This window comes from Aphanothece sacrum FPU1, assembly GCF_003864295.1.
GTDB classification, from domain to species: domain Bacteria; phylum Cyanobacteriota; class Cyanobacteriia; order Cyanobacteriales; family Microcystaceae; genus Aphanothece_B; species Aphanothece_B sacrum.
Map to the genome: position 1 here is coordinate 241,020 of NZ_BDQK01000005.1, position 21,040 is coordinate 262,059.

Annotated in this window: 23 protein-coding genes and 2 pseudogenes; 10 read left to right on the forward strand and 15 right to left on the reverse strand. The window is 34.8% G+C overall.

Features of this window, described 5'->3' with window-relative positions; translation table 11 throughout:
* Positions 1–31: 31 nt before the first annotated feature.
* The 5 genes from AsFPU1_RS07215 to AsFPU1_RS07235 all read right to left on the reverse strand — a co-directional run bounded on the left by AsFPU1_RS07215 (position 32) and on the right by AsFPU1_RS07235 (position 6,841).
* Complete coding sequence (locus AsFPU1_RS07215) at positions 32–1,558, reverse strand: SagB/ThcOx family dehydrogenase (RefSeq protein ID WP_124973433.1); 1,527 nt, start codon at positions 1,556–1,558, stop codon at positions 32–34.
* Between the two features lie 231 nt (positions 1,559–1,789).
* Positions 1,790–2,614, reverse strand: a complete 825-nt coding sequence (locus AsFPU1_RS07220; RefSeq protein ID WP_124973435.1) for a mechanosensitive ion channel family protein — start codon at positions 2,612–2,614, stop codon at positions 1,790–1,792.
* Between the two features lie 133 nt (positions 2,615–2,747).
* The gene (locus tag AsFPU1_RS07225; protein ID WP_124973437.1) at positions 2,748–3,680 is read right to left on the reverse strand and encodes a PhzF family phenazine biosynthesis protein; all 933 of its coding nucleotides are present in this window, start codon (positions 3,678–3,680) and stop codon (positions 2,748–2,750) included.
* Positions 3,681–3,686: 6 nt separating this feature from the next.
* Entirely contained in the window at positions 3,687–4,244 is a 558-nt protein-coding gene (locus AsFPU1_RS07230) for a Uma2 family endonuclease (protein ID WP_124973439.1), read from the reverse strand.
* A 23-nt stretch (positions 4,245–4,267) separates the two neighbouring features.
* Positions 4,268–6,841, reverse strand: a complete 2,574-nt coding sequence (locus AsFPU1_RS07235; RefSeq protein ID WP_124973441.1) for a M1 family metallopeptidase — start codon at positions 6,839–6,841, stop codon at positions 4,268–4,270.
* 157 nt (positions 6,842–6,998) lie between these two features.
* Here AsFPU1_RS07235 and AsFPU1_RS07240 point away from each other — a divergent pair, with 157 nt between their 5' ends.
* Positions 6,999–7,247 (forward strand): hypothetical protein, encoded by a 249-nt coding sequence (locus AsFPU1_RS07240; protein WP_124973443.1) that lies wholly within the window; start codon positions 6,999–7,001, stop codon positions 7,245–7,247.
* Here AsFPU1_RS07240 and AsFPU1_RS07245 read toward each other — a convergent pair.
* Both AsFPU1_RS07245 and AsFPU1_RS07250 read right to left on the reverse strand, forming a co-directional pair.
* Entirely contained in the window at positions 7,199–8,344 is a 1,146-nt protein-coding gene (locus AsFPU1_RS07245) for an IS4 family transposase (RefSeq protein ID WP_124969650.1), read from the reverse strand. The two genes, AsFPU1_RS07240 and AsFPU1_RS07245, sit on opposite strands and share 49 nt — an antisense overlap.
* Positions 8,345–8,472: 128 nt before the next feature.
* A pseudogene (locus tag AsFPU1_RS07250) lies at positions 8,473–8,580 on the reverse strand (SHOCT domain-containing protein); the annotation flags it as partial.
* A gap of 138 nt (positions 8,581–8,718) precedes the next feature.
* Between AsFPU1_RS07250 and AsFPU1_RS07255 the strand changes: the two are divergent.
* Together AsFPU1_RS07255 and AsFPU1_RS07260 are read left to right on the forward strand one after the other, a co-directional pair.
* Positions 8,719–9,180 carry a CBS domain-containing protein gene (locus AsFPU1_RS07255; protein ID WP_124973445.1) on the forward strand — a complete coding sequence of 154 codons (462 nt, stop codon included), beginning with the start codon at positions 8,719–8,721 and terminating at the stop codon, positions 9,178–9,180.
* A gap of 66 nt (positions 9,181–9,246) precedes the next feature.
* Complete coding sequence (locus tag AsFPU1_RS07260) at positions 9,247–10,038, forward strand: tetratricopeptide repeat protein (protein ID WP_124973616.1); 792 nt, start codon at positions 9,247–9,249, stop codon at positions 10,036–10,038.
* A 114-nt stretch (positions 10,039–10,152) separates the two neighbouring features.
* Here the strand turns inward: AsFPU1_RS07260 and AsFPU1_RS07265 are convergent, their stop codons facing one another.
* Positions 10,153–11,094: an FTR1 family iron permease gene (locus tag AsFPU1_RS07265; protein ID WP_124973618.1), complete on the reverse strand. Its 942-nt coding sequence runs from the start codon at positions 11,092–11,094 to the stop codon at positions 10,153–10,155.
* A gap of 31 nt (positions 11,095–11,125) precedes the next feature.
* On the reverse strand, positions 11,126–11,560 hold the full coding sequence (locus tag AsFPU1_RS07270; protein ID WP_124973447.1) for a ferritin-like domain-containing protein: 435 nt from the start codon (positions 11,558–11,560) through the stop codon (positions 11,126–11,128).
* Between the two features lie 634 nt (positions 11,561–12,194).
* On the opposite strand from AsFPU1_RS07270, the gene AsFPU1_RS07275 reads away from it, so the two are divergent.
* A complete protein-coding gene (locus tag AsFPU1_RS07275; RefSeq protein WP_124973449.1) occupies positions 12,195–13,013 on the forward strand; it encodes a carbon-nitrogen hydrolase family protein in 819 nt (272 codons plus the stop codon).
* 18 nt (positions 13,014–13,031) lie between these two features.
* On the opposite strand, the gene AsFPU1_RS07280 is transcribed toward AsFPU1_RS07275, so the two are convergent.
* A complete protein-coding gene (locus tag AsFPU1_RS07280) occupies positions 13,032–13,520 on the reverse strand; it encodes a crossover junction endodeoxyribonuclease RuvC (protein ID WP_124973451.1) in 489 nt (162 codons plus the stop codon).
* Positions 13,521–13,552: 32 nt separating this feature from the next.
* Between AsFPU1_RS07280 and AsFPU1_RS07285 the strand changes: the two genes are divergently transcribed.
* Together AsFPU1_RS07285 and AsFPU1_RS07290 are read left to right on the forward strand one after the other, a co-directional pair.
* Positions 13,553–14,101, forward strand: a complete 549-nt coding sequence (locus tag AsFPU1_RS07285) for a hypothetical protein (RefSeq protein WP_227873458.1) — start codon at positions 13,553–13,555, stop codon at positions 14,099–14,101.
* Between the two features lie 146 nt (positions 14,102–14,247).
* Positions 14,248–15,063, forward strand: a complete 816-nt coding sequence (locus tag AsFPU1_RS07290) for a PEP-CTERM sorting domain-containing protein (RefSeq protein ID WP_125061070.1) — start codon at positions 14,248–14,250, stop codon at positions 15,061–15,063.
* Between the two features lie 62 nt (positions 15,064–15,125).
* On the opposite strand, the gene AsFPU1_RS07295 is transcribed toward AsFPU1_RS07290, so the two are convergent.
* Complete coding sequence (locus tag AsFPU1_RS07295) at positions 15,126–16,010, reverse strand: DUF4351 domain-containing protein (RefSeq protein ID WP_124973460.1); 885 nt, start codon at positions 16,008–16,010, stop codon at positions 15,126–15,128.
* A gap of 80 nt (positions 16,011–16,090) precedes the next feature.
* On the opposite strand from AsFPU1_RS07295, the gene AsFPU1_RS07300 reads away from it, so the two are divergent.
* Together AsFPU1_RS07300 and AsFPU1_RS07305 are read left to right on the forward strand one after the other, a co-directional pair.
* The gene (locus AsFPU1_RS07300; protein WP_124973462.1) at positions 16,091–16,978 is read left to right on the forward strand and encodes a shikimate dehydrogenase; all 888 of its coding nucleotides are present in this window, start codon (positions 16,091–16,093) and stop codon (positions 16,976–16,978) included.
* A complete protein-coding gene (locus AsFPU1_RS07305) occupies positions 16,968–17,453 on the forward strand; it encodes a molybdenum cofactor biosynthesis protein MoaE (protein WP_227873448.1) in 486 nt (161 codons plus the stop codon). The genes AsFPU1_RS07300 and AsFPU1_RS07305 overlap by 11 nt, the downstream gene beginning before the upstream one ends.
* A gap of 141 nt (positions 17,454–17,594) precedes the next feature.
* Here the strand turns inward: AsFPU1_RS07305 and AsFPU1_RS07310 are convergent.
* The 4 genes and pseudogenes from AsFPU1_RS07310 to AsFPU1_RS07325 all read right to left on the reverse strand — a co-directional run.
* A pseudogene (locus tag AsFPU1_RS07310) lies at positions 17,595–17,865 on the reverse strand (HigA family addiction module antitoxin); the annotation flags it as partial.
* Positions 17,866–17,913: 48 nt separating this feature from the next.
* Positions 17,914–18,198, reverse strand: a complete 285-nt coding sequence (locus tag AsFPU1_RS07315; RefSeq protein ID WP_124973465.1) for a DUF2470 domain-containing protein — start codon at positions 18,196–18,198, stop codon at positions 17,914–17,916.
* An 8-nt stretch (positions 18,199–18,206) separates the two neighbouring features.
* Positions 18,207–18,977 carry a cobalt-precorrin-6A reductase gene (locus tag AsFPU1_RS07320; protein WP_124973467.1) on the reverse strand — a complete coding sequence of 257 codons (771 nt, stop codon included), beginning with the start codon at positions 18,975–18,977 and terminating at the stop codon, positions 18,207–18,209.
* A gap of 19 nt (positions 18,978–18,996) precedes the next feature.
* Positions 18,997–19,194 carry a hypothetical protein gene (locus AsFPU1_RS07325; RefSeq protein ID WP_124973469.1) on the reverse strand — a complete coding sequence of 66 codons (198 nt, stop codon included), beginning with the start codon at positions 19,192–19,194 and terminating at the stop codon, positions 18,997–18,999.
* 179 nt (positions 19,195–19,373) lie between these two features.
* Here AsFPU1_RS07325 and AsFPU1_RS07330 point away from each other — a divergent pair, with 179 nt between their 5' ends.
* The gene (locus tag AsFPU1_RS07330) at positions 19,374–20,513 is read left to right on the forward strand and encodes an AZOBR_p60025 family cell surface glycopolymer formation protein (protein WP_124973471.1); all 1,140 of its coding nucleotides are present in this window, start codon (positions 19,374–19,376) and stop codon (positions 20,511–20,513) included.
* A 30-nt stretch (positions 20,514–20,543) separates the two neighbouring features.
* On the forward strand, positions 20,544–20,948 hold the full coding sequence (locus AsFPU1_RS07335; RefSeq protein WP_368665963.1) for a Uma2 family endonuclease: 405 nt from the start codon (positions 20,544–20,546) through the stop codon (positions 20,946–20,948).
* Positions 20,949–21,040 lie beyond the last annotated feature (92 nt).

Below are 21,040 nucleotides of genomic sequence, written 5' to 3' on the forward strand. Positions count from 1 at the left end.
TTAATCATGGGGAATTCACGATCACAAAATTCTAACGATTTCCCCATCGAGGTCTGCCCAAAGTAGTAATATAAAGGACAGCTTCATCTTGGGGAATTCCTAATACTTCATTGACTTGATCATCAAAAAATCCTCCAATACCACTGACTCCTAAATTGAGACGAATAGCTGCTAAATTGAGTCTTTGTCCTAAATGTCCTGCATCCATATGTAAATAACGATAAACGCGATCGCCATATTTAGCAACGGCTTTTTCTAAGTCTGCTGTATGAAAAATTAACACTCCTGCATCTCGTCCTAATTCTTGTCCTAAACAAAGATAATGTAGTTCTTGACGAAAATTTTTAAAGCGAATTTGTCGTAATTCTTGAGCTTTTGGGGCATAATAATAACAGCCTTCTTCTAATCCATTTACTCCCGATACGGCCATAAATGTTTGAATTAAACTTAAATCAAAATAATCGGGATGAGAATTTAATCCTTGTTCCTTATAATCTTGGGGTTGATAAGTAAAATTTAACAAAAGATTGAGTTCTTCTAAGGTTAAATTTTCTCCTGTATAAGCCCTAGTTGAACGTCGTTTTAAAATGGTACTTTCCAGGTCTAATAATTGTTGTCCCCAGTTAATAGGTGAGGTTTGAGTAGCTACTTTTAAGCAAAAGGGAAAATTATACTTATCTTCTAAAGAAAAATCTGAATTATTTTGCGATAAACTTGATAATTCTGATTGTCTAATTTCTGTTGCTTGATGAAAATAATTTAATAATTTACCATCAGCAAGAGAGGGATAATCTGTATGAATATCTGAGGGTAAAGCAGTTTGATGAGACAGAGTGGGAAAAGAGTCTAATTGATCAATTAAAGGAATAACGGCGATCGCCCCTTCTTGTTCAGGATCGAGGTATAATAGATCATTGAGGGCTTGATCTTGAAATCCCCCGATTAAATAGGCTTGATAGTCAGTCATGGCACTTGCTAAGTCAATATTCCCCAATAAATGCCCTGTATCTAGGAAAATACGCCGATAAGCCCGATCTTCATATCGCCAAGCGGAACGGTAAAAAATAGCGGTTGTCACCATAGCTAAAGAGGCAATATCTAAAGCTTTATCGGAGAAACAAGCCGATTGTAGGGATGTCCAGACATCATTGTCCCAAAAATGTAGCAAACAATGAGTTTGAGCCTGATAATGATATAATCCAGGGGGTAATAGAGGAGTTCCTTTAGAGATAAGATAGACTTCAGCCGGATAGAGTCCGCCAGCAGAAGGGGCTGCCCGCAAATAAAGAGGCTCGCCCATTGTAGCTATTTTAGCAGTTAAACCGTAACTACAAGCCAAAAAACGCGATAATCTTAACCATTGTTTGGCTGTGGGATCGGTGGGGGATTTATCGGATAAATAGGGCGTAAGATCGTAAGAATTGCCGATTTTATAGGTTTTAAAAGGGATAGGTTGTTGTGACCAGTCTAGACCCTTATTTTTAGTGGCAATGGTTTGAGGATCATATTTAGTACGTTCATGATAATGAGTAGCGATCGAGGTTTGCAGATTAGGCATAAAAATGATTCAATTATTGCTGTGATATTAAGGAGGAGGAATCGGCAGAATCTAATGACCTATTTTAGCTGAAACAGTCCAGTATGAAACTATTTAAATTGATGTTGGGTTTCGTGCCTCAACCCAACCTACAAGAGTAGGGATCACGCTTAATGATCCTTATTTTAATTATAAAGCCTGCCGCAGCAGGCTTTATTTATCTAGTCCCTATTTTTTGGGGGATATAATGATTTAAACAGCAGAAGTTTGACGAATGACATAATGCTGTTCTGGGGCCGGATAACCTACCTGTCCAAAGGTTTCCTGAATAGTTTTATTAGTCTCAAAATAGACTTGCCAATAATGATCATTATGGCAGTAGGGACGAACCGCTAAAACAGGACCAGCTAGATTAAATTCTAAGATGTCCACTTCAGGACTAGGATTTTGCACCACATTAGGAATTTGGCTTAATCTTTCTTTGAGAAAATTAATCGCTTCGCTAGGATTAACACTATGATTTAATTGGGCAAGCAGTTCAACACGACGACAAGGATTCGTAGAAAAGTTTTGAATGTTATCTGAGAAAATTTTGTTATTACCAATAATGGTTCTAACATTATCCATTGTATTAATGGAGGTCACAAATAAGCTAATTTCTTCAACAGTTCCGATGACACCTCCAGCTGAAATAAAATCACCCACACTAAAAGGACGCAAGATGACAAGAAATACACCGGCCGCAAAGTTAGCCAATAATCCTCCCCAAGCTGCCCCAATGGCAATACCGGCCGCCGCTAATAACGCCGCAAAAGAGGTGGTCTCAATGCCAAAATAACCAAGAATAGCGACAATTAGCACTATTTTCAGGGCTATTCCTAAAAAACTTGACAGATAAGCGATTAGGGTCGGTTCAATGCTTTGTCTTTTCAGGATTCGAGACAATAATCGAATACCTGTAGTAATTAACCACTGACCCACTATCCATAACAGAACGGCCCCAATGAGTTTGAGTCCAAACCCTGCCAGTTGACTTTTGATGGTTTCTAGGAAAACGTTAACTTGTACTGTATTCATTTGATGTACTACCCGTAATATTCGGTAAAGTATTTTTACTTAATACCATAAAAGGATCATTGACGAATTTCAATGAAGCTTTGAGGCTAAATTAACAATTATTTACTTTATTTACCGATAATTTTAGACAATCTTAGTTATTGTGACTTGAATCAGGAATTTGTATACTTCCCTCACTGACTAATACTGACTGTCCCCCAACTCGAATTTCTGTGATGTTTCCTGCCTGTTTTTGGGTCGTTATTTCTAAAATAGAGGGTCTTCCCATCTCAAACCCTTGTTCTACTCGCCAATGTAACTTTCCGTCGTTTAAACTGTCTCGTCTGGCTAAATATCCCCCCAAAGCGGTTGCGGCTGAACCTGTGGCGGGATCTTCCATAATTCCCATTGACGGGGCAAACATCCGCGATCGCAGATGAGATCCGGGTCTTTCTGGGTCGAAACAAAAGACATAGATACAATTTGCCCAATTATTGCCTAAAATTTGTTGCCAGCGATCGCGGTTAAACTGTATCCGTCTTAATGTTTGTCGGTTGTCTAGTCCAATAAACAAAAAAGGAAGGCCACAAGAGACAATTTGAGGAGAATAGTCATCTTTTCGCAAGTCTTGGGGATCTAAGCCTAAAATTGAGGCTAATTCCCTAATTGATGGGGTTTCATCGCTGAATTCTGGGAGTTTAGCGGCTGTCAATTCGGTATAAAGGGGTTTTCCCTGTTGACTCCGAATAGTTACAGGAACGGGCCCGACTCCTTCCTCAAAAATAACAATTATTTCGGGTTCATTGAGAAGAATTTCACCAATTAAACCTAAAATATAAGCGGTTCCTACTGTGGGATGACCAGCAAAAGGTAATTCGGTTGTGGGGGTAAAAATTCGTAATTGTCGAGTTCCTCCGGGGGTTTGGGGAGGTAAAACAAAGACGGTTTCTGAGTAGTTAAATTCTGCAGCTATTTGCTGCATTTGTTGCGTTTTTAATCCGGTTGCATGGGGTAAAACGGCTAAAGGGTTGCCACCAAAAATGCGATCGGTAAATACATCGGCGGTATAAAATTGATACTTTTTCATCGATTATTACATAGAGAAAATATCACTAATATTAATTTTTATGTCAGGAAAAGCCAACGGAAAGATAGTTGTTCCTAATAACCATTCAGTTGTTTGTTCATAGTTATTTGAGGAAGGGAAACGGTAAGTAATGAGTTTTCTCCCCTTAACATCAACAACCCAGTATTCGGGAATGTTTTCTTGAGCATAAATTTTTTTCTTCACTGAAGTGTCATAATCTAAGGTAGATTTTGATACTTCTACTAACAAAAGAATATTGTCAGCATAAGGGTGATGTTCCAGATATTTGGATCTCGGAAGTTCAACAACTGCAATATCTGGTTCAGGTTCAGAGTTAGATAGAGTAACTGGTTTATTTTCTCGTACATAGGCACGTTTTTGTGTAAGTTGTTCGAGTTTTTTTGTGAGATTTTCTGCAAAATAAGTGTGTTCTGTTCCTTCTGGAGACATTTCTAAAATTAATCCCTCAATGAGTTCCACACGGCGATCTACTAAAAGTCCGGTTTCTATCATTTTATGATAGTTTTCCAGAGAAAATTGGGCAATAGGTAGGGTTGTTTTCATGGTTAATAAATACGACGCTTTTGTTAACTATTTTTTGCTTCTAAATTAGCTAAACGACTCTTAAGTTCTTGGTTCTCTTCTTTGAGTTTATCTAATTCTTCTCTTAATTCTTTTAGTCCTTGATCTGATCCTAATTTTTTCTGCACTTTCTTAACAGCTTCTTCGGCGGCCCGTCGTACCCTTCCATCGGGAGTTCTGTCAGCTAAACTTTGTAAAATACGAATAGCTTTTGGGGTTTCCATTTGTCCCAATGCACTCGTAATAGCAACTTGAGTTAAGAAAAAAGTTTCTTGAGAAATTCCCTCTAATATGTCAATAATTTCTTGTAATTTATTAGAAGTTTGTCCAGTAGAAACAGTTCCTAATGCTCGAATTGCTGCTAACCTTAATGGTTGAGGGATTCCTAGTTTAGTATACTTGGCAATGATATCAACAGCATTATCAGAGGTTTTTAGTTGACTTAATCCACCAATTGCACCTGCTCTTACTACTTCATTCCAGCCAGATTTTGTAGTTAATACTTGGTTTAATAATTCAATTACTTCTTCTTCTTTTTCTTTTAAGGTTCCTGATAAGATACTCCCTAAACTTCGGGCGGTTTGTGCTTCTACATAATAACTAGCATCTCCTTGTTCTAAGTGAGATTTTAAGGTTTGATAACTAACCAAGGTTTTGATTTCTTGTAAGCTTTCTATAACGGCACGACGCACTCTTGCATTTTCATCATTTAATCCTTTAATTAAAGCTTCTCCTGCTTGATCTAATTTGACTTTTCCTAGTTGTTTTGCTGCTTCAAATCTGACCCCCCAAAAGGGATCTTTTGTCAAGCTTTCTTCTAAAGATTTTATCGCTTCTAAATTTCCTTTTTTTGCTAAAGCAGTCGCAGCATAAATTCGAGAAACTGGATCAGGATCATGTTTAAGTTGGGCTTTTAATTCAGCAATAGGATACTCTAATTCAACGGTTTTGAGAAAATAATTATTAACGTCAAAACTGATAAAATCCGGTTTATTTTCTAAGGGAAAATAAAAGCTTTGTTGTGGTTCATTGAGACGAATAGTTAAAGTTTTGATTGCTTTATTATCATCAATATAGCCAAACCCAATAGGAATTTTTAGATCAAATAATTCTTTGTTCTCATTGTTTTTGTCCTTGATTTGTGTTTGAGTAACAGTAAGTTTTGCCAGGGTATTATCTGCATCCCAACTATAGGTTACTTTATAGTCAGGATGTCCACCTCGGAACACATATTGATCAAATAGATATAATAAATTATATCCAGTTGATTGTTCAATAGCCCTTAATAAATCAATAGTTTCGACAGTTTTATGGGCATTTTCATTGACAAAAGTATGAATAGCTTGGTCAAATAATTCTTCTCCTAAAATGCCCCGTATCATGTGATAAACACAGGCCCCTTTTTCGTATAAATGTCTGTCATATAATTCAATTGCTTCTCGATAAATATGGGTGACAATGGGACGACGATAACGGGATGAATCTTCATCTAAATAACTTCTAGCTTCTTTTAATAAATAATAAGCAGCATCATCTTTTCCATATTCTTGTTCTGTCCATAAGACCTCAGAATAAGAAGCCATTCCTTCTTTAATCCAAGCGTGTGACCAATGTTTAATAACAACTAAATCACCAAACCATTGATGGGCTAATTCATGAGCGACTAAACTTTCTGTCCATTGATTATCAATGGCTGCTCTTTCATCTAATAAACAGCGATCTGTTAATAGGGTAGTAGAGGTATTTTCCATCCCTCCAAAAATGAAGTCATCTACACATACTTGAGCATATTTAGGATAGGCATAAAGATAACCAAATTTAGCTGAGAAAAACTCAATCATACGAGGTGTTTTCCCCATACTTATTCTGCCTTGTTCTTCTCGTCCTTTTTCTACATAATAGGTAACATCAATGTCTTGATATTTGTCTTTGATTTCACTAAATTCTCCTACTGCTAAGGTCATTAAATAGGTAGGATGGATTTGTTTTTGTAACCAATGATAAATTATCTTGTCTCCGATGATTTCTGTGGCGATTAACTCTCCATTAGAAATGGCCGTAAAATTATTAGGAACTGTTACTCTAATTTCTGAGGTTGCTAGTTGTCCAGGATAATCAAAACAAGGAAACCAAAAGCGAGAATCTTCGTCTTCTCCTTGCGTCCAAACTTGTGTAGGTTTGTTGGGATAATATTCGTCTGATCCGACAAAATATATACCCCTTTGAGGTTGGTTGACTTGATAATTAATAGTTATTTTAATCGGTTCTTCTTGTGTCGGTTGTAGAAGATGAATAGTTAACTGTTCTCGGTTATAATTGAAAGGCTGACTAATATTATTAATTAATACAGACTGAATATCTAAATCTACAGCATCGAGGGTTAATTGATTGATTCCACTGCGAACAGGAGTTAAGGTAATTGTACAGGTTCCTTGAAAGCTTTTGTGCGGAATATTTAAAGATAAATCTAGAAAAATATGATTAACTTGTCCAGGACGATCTGGGTTATAGTGAGGGGTAGCTCCAGGTAATTCAAATTTACGGTTATTGTTTTCACTGTCTAAATTTTTAATACTCATATTTTTCCAGGATGAATAGGTTTCTCGATTGAGTCTTCTTCCATTGTATCATTAAAATGGCTGAAGCCCTTACTACCGAACAAATATATATGTTGTTTGCTGTTATGATATGATGAAGTGACTATCTCAATAGTTAAATTTATCATTATTAATCATCATGAATCAACCCGATATCAATATAACTCAAAAAGTTCAAGAGTTATCCTTAGAATCTTTACAAAATAATGATCCTACAGGATGGTTTGACAGACTTTATGGAGAAGCAAACGGTGATACAACTCAAGTCCCTTGGGCTAGAATGACTGCTCATCCTTGTTTACAAAATTGGTTAGAAACCTGGCGTGGGGACATAAAAATCTATAAGCTAGACTTAATCAGGGATATAGCCCGTCGTCCTCGTCGATAATAGGCGCGTTTTTCGGGGCTTAATTGCATTAATGCCTGGGCTTCAACGGTAAATAAATCACAAGAGTCAACCCAATCTTTTCCATGAAGACCGATATAAAAGTTACTGTGTCTCCGTCGCATTTTCTTGTTTTTTCTGACTCTCCCCACATATTTTGCCAATCCTTTCTCTTTAATAATTTTTCCAGAAAATGTTGCCATTGAATAAGCTAGAGTAATCAATATAATTAAGGAAGTAAGGCGATGTCCTGTTAATTTCGTTCTTTCTAAATCATAACCACCTTTCTTAAAATCCCGAAACATTTCCTCAATACAAAATCTCTTTTTATAAGCGTCAATCGTCTCATCAATACTGGTTAAATTTGTGATAATAAACCAAGCTTCTTTTGTCTCTATTCCTCTATACTTCTTTTTCCATTTCGCCACTATATTACTGCCTATAAATCCTTTTGTTTTCGTAACTTTAACTCCTTGATAAAATAAAGACATTCCTGAAGATAATCCTAAATCTTTTAGTCGCGTCCACATTTCCTTTTCTACTTCAATATAGTTGCTTTTCTTCAATCTGAGTGCATAATAAACTCTTTTTTGTCCATGTAACCATTTTGCTAGTTCAACTGAGCAGAATTCTCTATCCCCTAAGACAACTATTTTATATTCTTTTAGAAAGAGTAATATTCGGGCTAATATACTTTTCTGTGTGTCAAAGTTACTATTACCGATGTGATCTAGCAACTCAAAATATAAGGGAATTCCTCTATTATCAATTACCAGACTTACCATCAAAATATTAATCAACCCCCATTGGGTTCTATCTATGGCAATATGTAAGACATCTCCTGTACTAAATGATTGCTTTAACCACTGTTTTATGATAGGTATCCATACTCCTTCAATTGTCAAACAAGGAATCTCGAAAAACCGTTTTAACTTTTTTCTCTTACTTTCAAATAAAATGGGACTGGGAAAATAACTAGCTAACTCATAAAACCTAATTTTCCTATATACTTGCACTAATTCTATCATGATTAACAGTATTAAATATTCCGATTTTTTCAGATACTTTGTTAAATGGTTGTTATAAATTTCTGGTAACATTTTGGGTTTAGACGGCGATCGCTAAAAAAAGAACATTTTCTTTTTACCATGTTTTGCTCTTTTCGTCATCTGGTAAGGCTTTCAGGGTTTCATGTCCCCACGCCAGGTGATTGTGACATAATTTAGCCTTAAATAGAATCTAATATTTTGCGACGTTTTTCTTCAAATTCTTCGGCAGTAATAATTCCCTGATCATAAAGTTTTTTAAGTTCCAACAAGGTGGCAGCTTTATCTTTCGATCCCACATTCCGCTTTTATGTAATTGTTTTTGATACCTGAATGTAACAATCTGATAACTTATGGAAAATTTTGTACCTTAGATTGTTTACAATAGGAGCTTAGTCCCTAATAACTTCAGTCTTATCAGGTGAGGCATGACCAAAACGGTTGCAGATGTAATGACCCCCAATCCGATTACGGTGACTCCCCAAACTCCCCTACCCGAAGCTATCCGAATTTTGGCGGAAAAGCGTATTAGTGGGTTGCCTGTGGTCGATGATTCAGGAAAATTGGTAGGCGTAATCTCAGAAACGGATTTAATGTGGCAAGAAAGCGGGGTCGAACCTCCTCCCTACATTATGATCCTTGATAGTGTGATTTATTTGCAAAATCCGGCTCGCCATGAAAAGGAAATTCATAAGGCTTTAGGTCAAACTGTTGGAGAAGTAATGAGTGATCATCCTATCAGTATTAAATCCTCTCAATCTCTTAAAGAAGCGGCTCATTTGTTACATGAAAAGAAAATTCGCCGTCTTCCTGTAATTGATGAAACTAATGGCCAAGTGATTGGCATTCTTACTCAAGGAGATATTATTCGTACAATGGCTCAAAGTTAATTAGAGAAAGGATTAATCTTTTAATTTTTGAACAAATTAGACTCAAGTTTAAAGGGTGGGGAAAAAATGACAGCCATGATAAAAAATGTCTCTAATAATGTCATTGATAATTATATTGAGCGTGTCACAGAATTAAGTCAATCGAGTCAGCATATTCCAACTACTGAAGAATTAGAAACTATCGCGGCTGAATTAGGTATTGACCCCCAAGAAATTCAGGCGGCGCAAAAACAATCTCATGATCATTTTATTCGCGCTCAAGGTTATATGCGCCTTAAACATTGGGATGATGCGATCGCAGAACTTCAAGAAGCAGTAGTTTTTAATCCCTCTAATTTAGATATGTTATTAGGGTTAGCAATGGCTCATTTAGGGCGTTGGGACATCAAACATAGTAAAGAGGATGAAAATAATATTCGCCTGAGAATTCGTCAGTGTCTGGCAATTAAACCTGACTGTGAAGACGCTCTTAATTTACTATCTCGGTTGTCTAATGCTGTTCAATGGCGTAATCGCATTTTAGCAGGAGTTGCAGTTGTTTTTGGTGGGGTAATTATTGGGGTAGGTGGCTTTTTTTTCTTCAATGATGGTTTACCTAATCCCTTTCAAAAACAGTCTAAGCTTGAGCTTTTAGAACAGAGAATGACTGCTGAAATTGCTACGTTACGACAACAACAACAAGCCTTTTCTCAACAGATTCTAGCTAATCAAACAAATAATGAGCAGCTTAATCAAAGGAATTTAGATGAGTTACAAAGTCGCTTTAATAAACTAGAAACACAACTGCAAGAACTAGAGAAAAAAGTTCAGCAAATAGAACAATCTTCTAATCAAAATTCCCCTTTACCTCCTAACTAAATTATAGCATTGTCCCGACTGATCGAGGGAGTTGCATATTAATGTTTAGTCATAGTTTCAAGAATTATGGTTCTACTGTTTGTATAGCTTAACTATGAACGAGTTAAAGTCTATTTAATTCACTTTTTCTAAGGATTTATTGATGTTTGGTTTCTCTTTTGAAGAATCAGATAAACTTTGCCAGTAAAGATTACCGATAATGCCTAAAAACAATAAATAGACGATAATTTGTCCTAAATATAGGGTTTGTCTATAACCAAATAAGGCTTTTAAAATTACTCCTGGAAATTGTTTATCGGGTAAAATTTGAGAACCATCCCAAATTAATGAACCTAATAAACAAGAATTACCAGGTATAATACACCAACTAGCAAAACTTGAGTCAATTTGAGATAGCAATAACACAGCACTATCCATATGTTTTAACACACTGAGAACTAATCCTCCAACGATTAATAAGAGAAAGATTCCCATAACTTTAAAAAAGAGACGAATGTTAATTTTTACCCCTAATTTAAACAAGAAAAAACCTAAAATTGCCGCCGTTATTAATCCAGTAATTGCCCCTAAACTAGGAATAATTAAACCTGCTTGAAACTTAGTAATAATAAACAAAATCGTTTCAAAACCTTCTCGTAAAACCGCGATAAAAACCAGTAAAAAAACTCCTTTACCCGCCCCTATTTTTTCGGTTAATGCCGCTTTAACCTCCCCTTCTACCTCCGATTTTAAGGACTTGCCTTGTTGTGTCATCCAAATCAACATCCAACTGAGCATTCCAACAGCTATTAACCCAAATAGACTGGCTAAAATTTGCTTAATGACGGGGGTATAGATACTTTGATAACTATCTACTCCTTGCAGAATTCCTGCTAAAAGAAAGCCCAACATTACACTAGCAACAATTCCCCCACCAATACCTTGATATACCCAGGAATTAAGTTGAGTTTGTCCAACTTTTTTTAAACAAGCCAGAACGATTCCCACTACTAAAGCAGCTTCAAATCCTTCTCTTAGAGTGACAACAAAGGTAGGCAAAGCGGCACTTAAATCCATCACATCAATAACGATAATTAGTTATTGACTATTATACATAATCTCGCAGCATTTTTTTTAGTTCAATATTATGAACTTCTTCTTGGCCAATCATCCCACGAGCAAATTCTTCAATGTAGATACTTGCATCTTGTACCGCTTCTAATAATTCTTTATACAAGTCTAAGGCTTTCTTTTCATGATTAAGACTTTCGGTTAGAATGGTGTGTAAACTATGCTCATAAGTTTCTTCCATTGGGGCAATTTTTAAGCTAGGATGACCTTCTAATCCGGTTAGAATTTCTCCTGCTTGTTGAGCGTGAAGTAAGGATTCATTAGCTTGTTGTTGAAAAAACTGCACAATGGGGATACGATGGGGCCCTGTTACCATCAAACTATAGTGAGTATAGCGAACAACTCCAGCTAGTTCATACTCCATAATTGTATTGAGGAGTTCTGTAGTTTTGTCACGATCAAGTTCTTTCATTGTTTATACCTGAGTGCAGAGAAGGATTCACTCTAATAACAACACTTTTTAGTTAGTCTTGTCAAGACAATTTATTTAATTGTCAAGAGATTATTATTCTATTCTAAAGCCATTTTAGATATTATTTCTTGGACAAGCTTGGTTTGCTTAATTAAATTTTCTCCTAAGCCGCTAAATGATTAGGTTTGACATTTTTTATTAAATAAAGATTAAGGTTCTCAAACAATTAAATGGTCGTTTTAATTACAGTTAATAACTAACAGTTATGTTAATGACGATGTACTTTAATATATATTTTATTGGCAATTGCCATTTAACTAATTTAGGAACTAGAATTATAGCATCGGATTTTGATCCAGGTTTTGCTATTAAACATATTTTAAAAGATTTGTAACTAGTACGAAAAAATAACAGGGGAAACCTTCCCAGGAACAGAATTAGCAAAAAAGTTTTTTGAAAGGGTTGCTAAGATGGATAATGGAGTTAATCATTCTTCTTGCATTTTAGCTCAAATTATGATTAACACTAACCGGATACTATTCTTTAATCATTCTTGAGTCTGCACTATATAAAGGGACAGGAGAAGGTTAAAATAATAGTCTATGACTCATCCATAAGAGTGCTAAAATAACAGATGAAATCTTATCTCGCTGCTGCCATTCAAATGACGAGTAAGCCTAACCTAGAAAAAAATTTGGCTGAGGCTGAAGAATTGATCGAACTTGCTGTGCGTCGGGGGGCGGAATTAGTCGGATTACCGGAAAACTTCGCTTTTTTGGGCAAAGAAGCAGATAAATTAGCACAAGCTCAAGATATCTCTCTCAAAGCTGAAAAATTTCTCAAAACAATGGCGCAACGCTTCCAGATTACCATTTTAGGAGGTGGCTTTCCCGTCCCCGTAGAGGCTGATCCCACAAAAGCTTACAATACCGCCATCTTAGTCGCTCCCACTGGGACAGAATTGACTCGTTACCAAAAAGTACATTTGTTTGATGTAGATGTTCCTGATGGCAATACTTATCGAGAGTCTAGCACGGTGATGGCTGGACAGAGTTTACCGAGTATTTATCCATCTGAGCAATTGGGCAATTTAGGGCTGTCTATTTGCTATGACGTGCGTTTTCCTGAATTATATCGTCATTTATCCCATCAAGGGGCGGATGTGTTATTTATTCCGGCAGCATTTACAGCTTTTACAGGCAAAGATCACTGGCAAGTTTTGTTACAAGCTAGGGCGATAGAGAACACCTGTTACGTTATTGCGCCCGCGCAAACGGGCAATCACTACGAAAGACGTTATACTCATGGCCATGCGGTTATTATTGACCCTTGGGGCATGATTTTAGCTGATGCAGGGGAAAAACCAGGCATGGCGATCGCAGAAATTAACCCTACTCGTCTTAAACAAGTGCGTCAACAAATGCCATCTTTGCAACATCGGGTATTTGTTTAAAGTTTGTTTTTTGGCCTATCAAATATTATTTGTTAGGCCACATAAACCGGCATAAGCAATAGCGATCGCATCTACACTATCATCAATAGGTAAATTCTCTAAATTAAACAAATTTCCCACCATTTGGGCTACTTCTTGTTTAGTAGCGCGTCCATGGCCTAGATGACATTTCCAACTAGCTTGATGTAAAAATATTGGCTCAATTTTTGCCTCTCGATAACAGACTAAATTAATTACGCCTAATGCTTGCAATACTCCTCCTGCTGCTTTAATTGTTCGGTTAAAAAATGGCATTTCAATAGCAATTCCATTAGGGTCAAATTCTTGTACTAAATATTGTAAATCTCTCTCAATTTCTGTTAATCTCTTGCAAGTAGATAACTTTTTTGAGGTTTCAATGGTTCCATAATCAATAATTAAGGGAGTTTCTGAGGCGTTTTCTTGTAATATTGCCCAGCCAACAATTGCTAATCCTGGATCAATTCCTAACCAAATTTTATCAGACATTGTACGATTGTCAATAGGGAATTATGAATCAAATATTTTTAGGCAAATATTTAACCTTACAAGATTTTTGTACTTGTAATCAAACTTATCACAAATATGCCGATAAAATTGATCCTTTTCCTAAAGATAAAGATACCATAAGGGCCTTAGAACAATTAAATAATATCATTATTGATCCAATTATTGACTATTTTAGTATGGAGAGATTTAAGTTAACCTATGGGTTTTGTTCTCCTGATCTTAAACGATACTTAAATCAAAAAGATCCGGTAACAGGGATTAAAAATGGTCGGATTGACCCTTCAAGGGATCAACATATGAGCCATGAAGTTAATTCTAAAGGTAATTATTATTGTAACAGATTAGGTGCGGCTTGTGACTTTTTAATTATTAATTTTAATAGTGATGAGTTAGTGGACTGGATTTTAAATAACAAATTACCTTTTGATTCTCTTTATTTTTACGGTAAAGATAGACCGATTCATATTAGTTATGGGCCACAAAATAAACGAGATATTTGGACATTTACCCCAACGGGACAACCTACTAAAAAAGGTATTAGTCATTGGTTACATAATTGAATAATTATTAAAAATGCTCTCCCGTATCTGTAGTGATAAGTAAACAATTTTAAAAAGTTCAAAATTCGATTAAAGTTTCTAGCGGATTTGTATTATTATTGTTGTAGACTTGCCTGCAAGTTCGTACTAATCTTTCTTTTGTGATCATGAAAAAAACTCTAATTAGTATCTTATCTTTTATTGCTAGTCTGGGAATAGTAAGTTCTGCTCAAGCTTTTTCTCTTTATGATGAAGTTTCAGAAGGAGATTTATCTAATGTTGGTGCAACTCCAACTCAACTGGGTTCTTTAACATTAGGAAACAATCTACTAAGAGCAACCTTTAATAGAGGAATTAATACAGATCCAGACTACTTTAGTTTTACTATTCCTCAAGGACAAATACTAACAGAAATTAAACTAAATTCTTGGAATACATCTCCTTTCTTTGAAGATATTGCTTTTATCGGTATAGAAGAAGGCTTAAGTTTTGATTTTGTGTTTTCTAATACTAATAATGCTAATCCTGCAGCAGGTCTTTTGGGTTGGTCCCATCTACGAAGTACACAAATAGGGACTGATAAAATTTTAACAGAAATGGCACTTTCTAATCTAGATCCCATCAGTTCAGGGTTAGCAATAGTGGTTAATGAAGAAGCAGATAATAACCCCTATACTCCTGAACAAATCGCTCAATTTCCCTCTGGGGTTACAGAAGATTTATTAAAGGCAAATCTACGGAGTGCAGGAACCATAGGAACTACAGGAAGCACTGTAGGATGGTTTCCGGGAGCAACGGGATTTAAGTTACCTTTAGGGCCTGGTAATTATTCCATATGGTTAAGACAAGGAAGTGACATCAGAATTAGTGTAGAATTAGATTTCAATACCCAAAAAGTCTCCGAACCTAGAAGTGTTTTAGGTCTTACTTTAGTATTAGGATTAGGATTAGTCACTGTAATCAGTAAAAGAAAATTTAATTAATTATCAAGTTTAATACTTTTGTTAAGAAGCAAAGTATTGCTTCTTAACGGATTTTTTAACCTTTACTTATCACTTAACCAAGTTATTAAATCTCTTTCTGAATCAAAGTCTAATAACGCTTCTCCTAGTGTTTCTAATTCAGCAAAAGATAGCTGATAAATTTGCTCAGAAAAAATAGAATTAATCTGACCAATCCGACGATTTAGTTGGCGAATAATTAAAGAAACTTCTGCTTGTTTTCCTTGTTCGAGTCCTTGTTCGAGTCCTTGTTCGAGTCCCTGTTCGAGTCCCTGTTCGAGTCCCTGTTCGAGTCCTTTTTGAATGATTTCTTGATAAATAACAGATTCTTGCATCATATCCTCTCGCAAAAATTGATGAATTATATTCTGTTTAAAGCGCAAACCGGCTAAGATTTGGCTACAACTGGCAACTTCTTGTCTAAGTTCAGTTACTTCTATTTTAGCAATTTCATCAGCAACTTGTTTCAATAAATTAGCCGGATTTTCTGTCGCAGTTAATGTGGCTAAAGGAAGTAACGCTGTTTCCTGGAGAAACAAGTCTGGAGACTGTTCCCACATCCTCATAACTTGATATTGATGATGGGTAGACTCTAAGACAAACCGATTCTCAAAAGCTGCCTGATTTTGAGTAGGTTTTAACCAAATTAACACTTGAGTAATTGGTAAACGATACTGCCAATATAATCTTACCCAATAATTTAGCATCCGTAAAGGCATAGGAGTTTCTTGCGAAATTTTAACCTGAAATTCTAAATGAAGAATTCTTTCTTGAGTGCGTAAAAAAGTAACAGAATCAGCCCTAATTGGATCAATATTTAACTCAGTTTTAAGGACAGTTACTTCTGATAGTTTTTCCCCTAAAATCCAACTCGCAAAATAGTTCGGGTATTTTTCTGATAAATATTTACATAAATTATCATATGCCATATAAACTAGAGAAAATTTGCTGTAACCTGATTATATCAGATTACAATAAACAATAACCTCTCAATCATAAATCCTACCCTATGCAGACAATTACTGGAAAAACAAAACTACTCGGTATTATAGGTGATCCCGTTGAACATTCTCTATCTCCCGTAATGCAAAATGCAGCAATTAATCAATTAGGAGTAGACTATATTTACATTCCTTTTCCTGTCAAAAACCAAGATTTAGATACTGCTTTAGCGGGATTTGCTACTATTGGAGTCAAAGGATTTAATGTTACTATTCCCCATAAACAAGCCATCTTACCCCTTCTTTCAGAAATCACTCCTACCGCTAAAATGGTAGGCGCAGTTAACACTGTTTGGCATACAGAAACCGGGTGGAAAGGAACAAATACAGATGTTGAAGGTTTTGTAACTCCCCTTAAATCTTTAGAGCGAAATTGGCAACAAATTACCCCAATTATATTAGGAAATGGGGGCGCATCTAGGGCGGTTATTATTGGATTATCTGATGAATTAGGATGCCCTAATATTAGAGTTGTAGGGCGTAATCAAGAGAAGTTAGAGCAATTTAAACAAAGTTGGTTAAATACTAACCTTAAAGCCTCTATAAATGTCCACTCTTGGGATGAATTATCGGGGTTGGTATCTCAAACAGAGTTATTAGTTAATACTACTCCTATGGGAATGTATCCTAACACTAATTACTCAGCTATTGACAGTAGTTTGATTAAACAGTTATCAGAGAATACTATTGTTTATGACCTTATTTATACACCTAATCCTACACAATTTCTCAAAGAAGCACAACAACAAGGAAACCTGATTATTGATGGCTTAGATATGTTAGTATATCAGGGGGCTGCTGCCTTAAAAATATGGTTAGAGCAACCTGTTCCTATTGATATCATGAAACAATCATTACGCAATTATTTGGGATCAAATGAATCAAATGAATCTTAGTCTTACTCCCCTTTCTCCTCTAGTTCAAACCCATCCTAATGATAGTTTTAGAATCAGTTTTGCTCCTCTATCTTTAGATGAAGTTTATCAATTAGCAGATGAAGGGGCCAATGGTGCTATTGTTTTAATGAGTGGAACCGTACGACAAGAAACAGACGGTAAACCTGTTCGTTATTTAGAGTATCAAGCTTATGAACCTATGGCCTTAGTAATTTTTCGTCAAATTGCTGTTAATATTCGTCAAGAATGGAGTGATACAAATCGGGTGGTTATTCATCATCGTATTGGACAATTACAAATAGGAGAAATTAGCGTTTTAGTAGCAGTTGGATGTCCCCATCGGGCCGAAGCTTTTGCCGCTTGTCGTTATGCTATTGATACTTTAAAACATAATGCACCCATTTGGAAAAAAGAATATTGGGCCGATGGTTCAAGTAACTGGGTGAGTATCGGTTTATGTGAACAAGAAACTTAATTTATTTATCCTCCACATCATAAACAAAAATTCCTAAAATAAAATTTTCTGAAAATTTATTATTGTTGTGTCCTAAATCTTTTCTGATATTTAAAATCATTTTTTCAAATATTGAAATAAGTTGTATTCCTGATTCTTGAGTTCCATCTTTCTAGCTAAATAATCTCGATAATAATGTTCTCTATTATTCCAAAAATTAGCTGGAACCCCTAAGACCTTTTCTAACTGTAATGATGTTTCTTGTGTAATAGCTGCCTTCCCTTTAATAATTTCGTTGATTTTTTTTAGGCCGACCCATACGTTCTGCTAGTTCTACTTGAGTCATTCCTCTTTCTTCTAAAATATCTTTGATAGTTTCACCAGGAGGAGAAACATAGTCATGTGTATAGCTATTTTCAGTGACACTATTCATGAGTATTGTCCACACCATCTAGAGTAGGTACAGAAGCTATTTATCTAATTAATTTTTAGAACTTCTCGCTTTTTTGATCATATCAATTAAGGTATGATGAGCATCTTCTGCATCTTTTAATGGATGATCAAAACTTACTCGAATAGGAATTATTTCGTCTTTAACTTTGGCTGATAAATTCATACCATCAGGATCAATCGATAACATTTCCGCTATTTCTGTATCTGGAGTATTTCCGTATACTTTCGCATACAAAATAATGGCATCACTATGATCTTGATTCATGTGTTTACAAATGCGCTCGCTAATAGCAGGAGTAATTGGTTCAGACATATTTTTACCTAACAATATTGTTCACAGAATTTAATTATATCAGATAGTTGTTCCGTTTGTTGAGGATAAATTAACTTGGGTCTGTTAATGATAATTAAAGGAATGCCTAATTCAGTAGCAACTGTACTTTTAATGTCTTCTCCTCCTAGTTCTCCTGATGCTTTAGTAATCACTAGATTAATGTCCCATTGTTGCCATAAAGCTTTCTCTAATTCTGCTATAATGGGGGGACGTAACGCAATTAAGCGATCGCTGCTAAATCCAGCTTTTAATCCTATCTCTAATGAGGAAATTTTAGGCAGAATACGTGCATACAAAATAGACCTATTTTGCCATGTTTTAAATAAATGTAAAGGGTTACATCCCACAGTCAATAATACTCGTTTTTCTGCTAAATAATCACCATTAATTAAGGTATCAAAACTATCCAGTTGAATGACCTGACTATTAATAGGTAAACAAGGTCTTTCATAACGTAAATAAGGAATACAATATTCTTGAGAAAAGTTGATGACTTGTTGGGAAATATTAACCGCGTAAGGATGAGAAGCATCTATAATAGCGGTAATATTTTTTTGATGACATAATTTTCTCATTCCTTGCCTATCTAATTGTCCAACTTCTATCATCAAATTAGGAGCAATAGGATAAAGCTTTTTAGCACTAGCAGTTGTGACAGTGACAACAGAGCAAAACTCATGAAACGCAATTGTCTCAGCAATGGTTACACTGTCGCTTGTTCCGCCAATTAACCAAATTTTACCATGATTAGAGTTCATGTGATCAGTAATTTATCAATTAATCTCGTCCCTTTAACGCTTTTTGAAAGTTTTTACGATAAGATGGATTAATTATTAACAAAGCTGGCCACAAGAGGGCTAAGGCAAGTTTAGGGAGTAACTGACGACTAAAATTAGTGTAATTATAGCCTTTAATAAATAGCCAAATTCCCCCAACATAAACCAATAGCACAATCACAGGTATTAACTTTATCATCTTAATTCTTTTATACTTATCAGGATCAAGGTTCTCTTACAAGTTTAGCAATTAATTTGTCAAAATTCAGCAATAAAAAATTATATTTGTGAGAATCATAAATTTATGTAAAAGACCCGCCCCTACGGATTTTGTGTAATTAAATTTTTCTACCTACTTAATTGTCTAATTATCATTATATGAAACGCTTATCACTTAAATTGTCTCCTGAACTGATTAATATTATAATTGCTTTTATTGTTGTTACTATTATTACTATTTATTTTTACTTTGTCAAGTTCGATGGTAATATTACAGGATTTTTTCGCATCGGCTCTATTTTACAACTTTCTCCTTATCTTAACCCCAATAATACCATTATTTATCAAGGAGAAATTGGCTATGATGGACAACAATTTTTAAGCCTTGCTTTTGATCCCTTTTTACAAAATCCTGAAACCATTAACAGCCTTGATCATCCAATTTATCGTTATCGTCGTATTTTATATCCTCTGATTAGCTATTTATTTAGTTTTGGTAATCAGGCACTTATCCCTTATGTTATGGTAGGTGTAAATTATTTATCAATTATTATTATTGTTTGGATTATTAGTCTTTATTTTAAATCAGATAAAACTTTTCAATGGCAATCTCTGTTAACTTTGTGTATTCCTGGGGTTTGGATGGTATTATCTTTAGGAACTGCTGATTTATTAAGTAGTTTATTTTTAATTCTTGCTTTTTATGGTTATCGTTGGGATAAACCTATTGTAACAGGGGTTGCTATTTCTTTAGCTTGTTTAACTAGAGAAACTCTAATATTAATGGGTTTAGCTCTTATTTTAGCTAGTATTTGGCAACGAAAACATAAATATATAAAACCTTTATTGTTTAGCTTACTTCCCCCTTTATTATGGACTGGTTATATTAATCTTTTAAATTTACCTGGCAAAATTAGAGTTAAAGATAATTTTGGTTATCCATTTGTGGGTATTTTTAATAAATTCATATCTCTTATTACTGGTGGAATTAACGCAAAAAATATATTTGAAGCTTATATGTTTATCCTATTATTGACTATTTTAATTTCTATTTTTTTTATTGTTAAAAATCGCTGTAATTATAATCTTATTTATAAACTAAGTGGTATTTTTTATAGTGCTATGTTTATCTTTAGTAGTATGACAATTTTGGGTTACTATTTAGATTATTCACGGGTTTTTATGGATGTTTACTTTATATTATTACTAACTTATAATGAAAATCATATTCCTTGGAAAACGGGACTAATTTCTACATCAGCATTAGGTAATTTAGCATTTCTAGTCTTACATTCCTAATCAAATTATCATAAAAATGAGGTTATTAACATGACATCAATCGTTAAACAATGCTATTACACTCCAGAGGAATATTTAACTCAAGAAGAACTTTCTGATTTCAGAAATGAATATATTGACGGAGAAATTATACCCATGACTGGTGGTACACAGAATCATAATGAAATAGCAGGAAATTTTTATACTTCTTTAAAAGTAGCTTTACGAGGACAGAATTATAAAGTTTATATAACAGATTTACGATTATGGATTCCCAATTATCGAGTTTATACTTATCCTGATATTATGGTCATTAAAGGTCAACCTATATTAGTCGAAAATCGTCAAGATAACGTCACAAATCCTACTTTAATTATTGAAATTTTATCTAAAAGTACCAAAAATTATGACCAAGGTGATAAATTTGATTACTATTCTTCTCTTTCTACTTTTTAAGAATATATATTAGTTGATCAATATGGCTATCAGGTTAAACATTATACCAAAAGAGATGACAAAAAATGGCTGTTAACTACTTATCAATGTAA